The organism is Microbacterium testaceum (assembly GCF_006539145.1).
Classification (GTDB): domain Bacteria; phylum Actinomycetota; class Actinomycetes; order Actinomycetales; family Microbacteriaceae; genus Microbacterium; species Microbacterium testaceum.
The window spans coordinates 243348-249634 of sequence record NZ_BJML01000004.1; the positions used below are offsets into that span (position 1 = coordinate 243348).

The window sequence follows — 6287 nt, forward strand, 5'->3', positions numbered from 1 at the left end:
TTTCCAGGCCTCCCGCCTGAGAAACACGAGCGGCGACGTCGAGCAGATACAGCGGCAGTCAACGCTCGTACGTTTCATATCTGTGACTGAGGCTTTCTGCGTGGATCGATTGCTCGATCTTGCGGAGGAGCACATGGACCCAGGCTCGAATCAGATCCGTGAGCTCGTTTGGGTTAAAGCCTCTACCAACGCTGTGAGCACGTGGAAGCTCATCCAAGAGACCTACAAGAACTGGTTTGACGTGAAGGGCATTTGGGCTGAGATTGACCGACTTCTGGAAGCTCGCAATGCCATTGCTCACGGTCTTGGTAGCCTGACCCGCACCCAACAGAAGAAGGGTGACTCCGCACGCGCTAAGATCACGGCGGCGGGCATCGCTATTGTTGGTACACAGATACAACTGACAGAGCAAGATCTCGAACGGGCACGGAATGTTTGTAGAAATCTGATCGAAGCGGTCGACAAAGGCGTGTCCAGTCATCCGCTCGCGGCGGTCGTTTGAGGACGGACCTGAATACCCGGAAACGGCTCTGCGGTGAGAGTGTTCTTGCCGTTAGCATCCCGGTTGTCATCTGCAACGCGCCGTTTAGCTTCTCGATTCTCAAGAAATAAAGCGATGCTTCACGGGATTACCCCGGTTGGCTCGCCCTCCTCTGTCATCGATCCGATCGTCATCGACAAGAAGCCGCGGCCGCCTTGATCGACCAAGTCCGGCCGATGTCCGCCGAAAACTCCGGCATCCCTCTTGCCGCGCGCCCCGTGCACCAGCACCCGCACCCACACCCGACCACCCGGTAAGCGTGGGTGCCCGGGCATCCCGGCGTCCCTCCCGCTATGCGTCCCCTGTGACGCGGGCTGCCTTCGATCGACACGCCGCCGAAATGTGCCGCCGATACGGTGGCGATGACCCCTCCGGCGGCGTTCTTACAAGCGACGCTGCTGCATCTTCTGAACGGACGACCGTCTCAATGCGCAAGAAATCATCCCCACCCGCGCACGCCCTCCGTCGCCCCCTCCTGGCCCTCGGCGCCGCGGCGCTCGTGGCCGGACTGATCTCGTCAGCCGTCGCACCGGCGGTCGCGGCCGACCCCGTCGACGGAGCACGCACCGCGGGAGACGCGATGTTCCCCAACGTCGGCAACGGCGGCTACGACGCCCTCGACTACGACATCGACCTCGCATGGACTCCCGACGCGGTACAGACCGGATCCGTCGTAGCGGGCTCCGTGGTCGCGACCTCGACCATGACCGCCCGTGCCGCCGAGCCACTGCGCAGCTTCTCGCTCGACTTCGAGGGACTCGTGGTCGACTCCGTCACCGTCGACGGCACCCCCGCCGCCTGGCAGCGCGACAGCGATGCCGGCGCGATCCGCCACAAGCTCATCGTCACCCCCGCCTCCCCGGTCAGCGGCGAGTTCCGCGTGACGGTCGCGTACCACGGGGTCCCGCAGGCCCACGTCGACGCCGACGGATCGTACGAGGGCTGGAACGCCACGACCGACGGGTCGACCATGCTCGGTCAACCGGTCGGCAACATGACCGGATTCCCGCACAACAACACCCCGGGCGACAACGCGACCTACTCGATCTCCCTCGATGTCCCCACGACCCTGAGCGACACGGCGGGTCAGGGGTCCGCTCCGGCCGCCGCGGTCAGCAACGGCGAGCTGCTCTCCACGACGCCGTCGGCCGACGCCACCCGCACGACGTGGGCGTGGCAGCAGACCGAGCAGATGGCATCCGAACTGCTCATCATCTCGATCGGCCGCTACGACGTCATCGAATCGACCGTGACGCTCAGCGACGGCAGCACGATCCCGGCGTGGTCGTTCGTCGATTCGACCTCCACGACCGCGAACAAGGCGACCGTGACCAGCGCCGTGGATCAACTCGGCCCGATCATCCGCAACCTCGAGTCGATCTACGGTCCGTACCCGGGGCGCAGCGCTGGCGTCGTCGTCGACCGCGTCCCGCGCGGGATCAACTACGCGCTCGAGACGCAGGACCGCTCGTTCTTCCCCACGCGGATCGGCTTCAGCACCCTCGTGCACGAACTCGCCCACCAGTGGTACGGGAACAACGTCTCCCCGACGACCTGGACCGACATCTGGGTCGCCGAGGGCATGGCCACCTGGTCCGAGAGCTTCTACGCCGGCAGCGACGGGTTCGGAGCAGGCACCCCCTCACGCGAGCAGCAGTTCGACGCGTGGAGCGGCACACCGGCCGGCGACGGCGCCTGGAGCATCGCCCCGGGCGCCCAGACCGACTCCGCCTCCCTGTACGGCTACCAGACCTATGACCGTTCGGCGCAGTTCTGGGCGGCTCTGCGCGTGGCGATCGGCGACGACGCGTTCTTCGACGTCGTGCGGCAGTGGCAGACACGCAACGCCGGAACGAGCAAGACGGGGGCCGACCTTCTCGCGCTCGCCGAAGAACTCTCCGGCCGCGACCTGCGAGCGTTCTATCAGGACTGGATCCTGGATGCCGACAAGCCCGCGTGGCCCGATCAGTTCACGCTCTCGCTGACGTCGTCCGCGACCGCACCGCTCGAGCGCGCCGCCACCGCGAGCTACACGCTCACGGCCGAGAACACCGGGCTGGTTCCCTTCGCCTCTGCGACCGCGACGCTCGATGTCGGCGGCATCCTGAATCGGGCCTCGATCGACTCGGCCACCCTGCCCGACGGTGTCGCCCTGACCGGCGACGACCTGGTCTGGACCATCCCCGCGACGGATCCCGGCCAGACCGCCGCGACGACGTTCGCGGCGACGGTCTTCGACGAGGCCTCGGGCGGCGCCCTGACCACCGAGGCCGCACCGAGCCTCGGCGGAACGTGCGCATCGTGCGCGAGCACTCTCGCGGTGCGGGAGTACCCGGTCGATGCGCAGGCACCGGTCATCACCGGCGACACCGCGGTGGGCTCGACGCTCACGGCCACCACCGCCGGTTGGACCGACGGCACCTCGTTCACGTACTCCTGGGCCGTCGACGGGATCTCGATCCCGGATGCCACGACCTCGACCTTCACGATCCCGCCCACCGCCGAGGGGCGTACGGTGACGGTCACCGTCACGGGCGGTCGCGCCGGCTACCTCGACCAGACGCGGACGAGCGCCCCCTTCGGACCGGTGGCCGCGGTGGCGGCTGCGTCACCCTCGGCTTCGCCGTCGGCATCGGCTCCGGCCGCGCCGCGCGCCCCCGGACAGCTCGGGGCGACCGGCTCGGAAGCGCCGATCACGGCGGCGGTGTGGGCCGCGGCCGCGCTGATCGGCGGCGCGGTGCTGTCGGTGGTCGCGGTGCGCCGTCGGCGAGTTGCGCGAGGTGAGGATTCGGTCTGACCGCTTCGGCGAGGACGCCCCTGCTCCCGGGTTGCCGGGGGTGGGGGCGTCTTCTCGGCTGGACAGCCCGCCGGATGGGCCGAGATGGGGGCGTCGTTCGGCCAGACCACCCGGAGCATCGCCGGGAGCGGAAGAGTTATCTAACCATCTCGCTCTGCGCGCCGCCGGGAGGAGCACACCTGACCACCCCGCCCTGCGCGCCGCCGGGAGGAGCACACCTGACCACCCCGCCCTGCGCGCCGCCGGGAGGGGCACATCTGATTAAACCGCCCTGCGCGCCGCCGGGAGCGGGGGACGTCGGGTGCCCGCATCACCCTGCGTGTTACCGGGTGCGGAGCGTCGTCTGCCCTAGCCACCTGCGCAGGGCGTCATCTCTCCGAGCGGCCGGCAGCTCGTCAACGTCCGTGTCAGCGGGCGCGGTGCCAGGTGGTGATTTGGAGCCGCCGCCACGCGACCTGCGAACGCGGCCACGATAAGAGTTTCCGCCCGAGAACCGAGGGCGATCACTTTTCGGCGCCAGGGCCCTGCGCACTCGCGTTGGGGTCCGCGGAGCCGGGTCGCGCGTCTGGACGCCGACCAATGCGGGACGCGCGTTCTGCGCGGGGCGCGCAGTATCGGGACCATCCCCTCACCTGACCCCTCCCGCAGGCTCCGGCATCCCCGCCAGCAAATTTCCATCGGCAGATCCCTCTCCTCCCTCGAAATGAGCTCGGGCCCTCGTTGCGCCATCGCACGGCGTCCGCCCTGGCACACCGGCATCCCAGGACATTTCCCCTGCCCACGAATCGCTCGTCGACGTCGCCGAACTCGCTCGCTCAACACGTGCAACAGGGCGATTCACCGTGCGCCTGCCCTGCGGGGGCCAATGTCGGAGGTCGGCGATAACGTTCTGCCATGACCCGCACCGCACACTCCGAAGACCGGTCGACGCCGGTGTTCCGGGAGTGCGACGGGGCGCCCTGGCCGAGCGACGACGAGCTCGAGCGCGAAGCCGAATGGGCGGCTTTTCGCGAGGGTGGCGATGTCGAATGGTGGACCGACGACGACCTCCCGTCCAAGGACTCCGCGCCTTCCGCTCCTCCGCGGGGCGTACCGCTGCACCTGCCCAACCGATCAGATGCCGTCGCTGGCGACGAAGCCTGGGAGTGGGACGACATCACCGACCTGCTCGGCGGCGAAGCTGCATCGGTCGCCGACCTCGACGCCCGCCTGGGACATCTCGAATGCGTCGTCACCGATCGGCAGCGGGCGACCGCCGACGAGTACCGCCTGATTCTGGCGATCCTCGACGACGCCGCCTTCGATCCGACGCCGTGGGTCGGGCCTGACCCCACTCTCGATCGCGCCTGGCACGACGCCCGAGGCCGCACGCCCGGCGCCGTCCGACGCGACCGCATCGATCTCGCCGAACGTGCCGCCGTCGCCGAGATCGCGGTGCGCCTGCACCTCTCCGAACAGACCGTGCGCACGAGGGCCGCCCACGCGCGGACGCTGTCCGACGGGTGCCCGCAGCTCTGGAAGGCCTTCGCCGAGGGACGCCTGTCCGAGAAGCACGCCGTCGACGCAGCCCGTCTGGCCTCGACTCTTCCCGCCGGCGATGCCGACGCCTTCCACCGCTTCGACGACGAAGCGTGCCCGCAGGCATTGGCTCTGCCCCCGGCGAAGTTCGCCGTCACCGCCCGCGCCATTCGCGAGCGTGTCCACGCCGAGTCGATCGAGGCGCGCCACCGCCGGGCCGCACACGACCGCGGCGTGTGGATGCGAGCCGAACTCGACGGCATGGCGTCGCTGCACGCCCTGCTGCCCGCCGACCGCGCCCGCGCCGTGATGTCGCGTCTCGATCAGGCAGCCCGGCATTTGCGCGCTGCGACCGACGAAGAGCGGACGCTCGCGCAGCTGCGTGCCGATGCCTTCGCCGACCTGGTGACGATGACCGAGGGCCCCGCCCAGACAGCAGCCGTTCCGTCGGGGTCCCAGGCAACCGTTCCCTCGCCCGGAGACGCGTCGAAAGCACCCGGCGATGGGCCCGGCGCGCCTCACGAGCCCGACTCCCCGCGCACGTTCCGCTCGACTCCCCCGGCAACCGTCGTCGTCACAATCCCCGCGCTGACGCTTCTCGGCCGCGACACCCAGCCAGCCACGCTCGAGGGGTACGGACCGATCGACCTCGACACGGCCCGGCGCCTGGCCGGGACCGCGACCTCGTGGATCCGGCTTCTCACCCACCCCGTCACCGGCACCCCGCTCATGCTCGACCGCAAGACGTACCGTGTACCCGTCGTCCTCCGGCGATGGCTCGGCGTCACCTCGCCCACCTGTGTCTTCCCCGGCTGCGGCCGCGCGGCGCGGGACTGCGACATCGACCACCTCATCGCGTGGGCCGACGGCGGTACGACGGACGACGACAACCTCGACCCGAAATGCCGACACCACCATCGCCTGCGTCATGAGAGCCGGTGGGACATCGATCGTGGAGCAGACGGTGGCACCGCCTGGATTTCACCCCTGGGTGGGAGGTACCGCACGGATCCGCCGCCGTTCTAGTGACCGAGCCGCAATGACGTTCGTGACGAAACGGGATGCCGCGCCGTCACGATGCGTGACACCCGTGACGCGCCCCGGGGCGTGTGCCGCGGCGCCGGGCCCGGCATCGGCCGCAGCGCCACCTTGCTGCCCCGACCATGACGCCCGTCGCGCAATGGTCCGGATATTGTTTCGCCTCCCGGCGCCCGGCACAGCCCCGTGAGCGGTTTCTCCCGGGCGCCCTCACACTCCCCTCGGCCCGCGCCACAGCGCAGCCCCGCCTTCAGCCCCAGCCCCAGCCCCCCAGCCCCCCCAGCCCTGTCGCAGCCCTGCCCCAGTTCCATCCCTGCCCGCCCCTTGCCCCTGCCCTGCCCCAGCCCCAGCCCCCCCAGCCCTGTCGCAGCCCAGCCTCAGCCCCAGCCCCCC

At 69.6% G+C, this 6287-nt stretch carries 3 protein-coding genes; all 3 read left to right on the plus strand.

The window, feature by feature from the left end:
• The first annotated feature begins 100 nt into the window (after positions 1–100).
• Positions 101–502 (plus strand): hypothetical protein, encoded by a 402-nt coding sequence (locus MTE01_RS08630; RefSeq protein WP_141376870.1) that lies wholly within the window; start codon positions 101–103, stop codon positions 500–502.
• 466 nt (positions 503–968) lie between these two features.
• The gene (locus MTE01_RS08635; RefSeq protein WP_170210658.1) at positions 969–3338 is read left to right on the plus strand and encodes a M1 family metallopeptidase; all 2370 of its coding nucleotides are present in this window, start codon (positions 969–971) and stop codon (positions 3336–3338) included.
• Between the two features lie 894 nt (positions 3339–4232).
• A complete protein-coding gene (locus tag MTE01_RS08640) occupies positions 4233–5882 on the plus strand; it encodes an HNH endonuclease signature motif containing protein (RefSeq protein ID WP_141376874.1) in 1650 nt (549 codons plus the stop codon).
• The last annotated feature ends 405 nt before the right edge of the window (positions 5883–6287 follow it).

Excerpts from the sequence above, each read along its gene's own strand:
- MTE01_RS08635 (WP_170210658.1), top strand. The coding sequence starts at position 969 with ATGCGCAAGAAATCATCCCCACCCGCGCACGCCCTCCGTCGCCCCCTC.
- MTE01_RS08640 (WP_141376874.1), top strand. The coding sequence starts at position 4,233 with ATGACCCGCACCGCACACTCCGAAGACCGGTCGACGCCGGTGTTCCGG.